Here is a 489-nt window from a genome sequence, read left to right on the forward strand (position 1 = left end):
TCTCAGGGATTCCCACCGAGCCCTGGAGGATGCGCGCCACGTGGAAGTGCAGATGCGTGGGCGGGCCTTCCTTGCGGGCCGCGGAGGTGAAGACGGCGGCGAACTCGCTCAACTGCGCCGAATCGGCCAGTACCTCCGACACCCGTTGCCGCCAGACGGCCTCGGGAGCCAGTCGGCCGGTGATGACGGCACCTCCGGTGACCACCGTCAGCGACATTTTGTTGCTGTGCCCGGACTCCACCAGGGCGGCGACATCAATGAGCAACTCGTCAGGCTTCGACATGAAAGCCGATTCTACCGGTGCGCGGGGGAGGGGTCTCGGGTGGCGGGGGTTCCCGGACTCCTCCGTCTGCGGGGCGGGGGACACCCTGCGGGCAAGGTGGCCCCTGCCGGCGCAGGGTCACCGCAGTGCGGCGGCCAGCTTCGCGATGTGGGGGTTGCGCAGTGCGGCGGGGCTTTCGGTGCCGATGAGGTCAAGCAGCCCCCTGG

The 489-nt window shown here is 69.3% G+C and carries 1 protein-coding gene; it reads right to left on the reverse strand.

What is annotated here, in order from left to right; all coding sequences use genetic code 11:
- The coding region (locus V2J85_RS40370; RefSeq protein WP_330824361.1) for a hypothetical protein at positions 1–283 on the reverse strand (283 nt) is incomplete at its 3' end.
- Between the last annotated feature and the right edge of the window lie 206 nt (positions 284–489).

It is taken from the genome of Streptomyces bugieae (assembly GCF_036352915.1).
Taxonomy (GTDB): Bacteria; Actinomycetota; Actinomycetes; order Streptomycetales; family Streptomycetaceae; genus Streptomyces; species Streptomyces endophytica.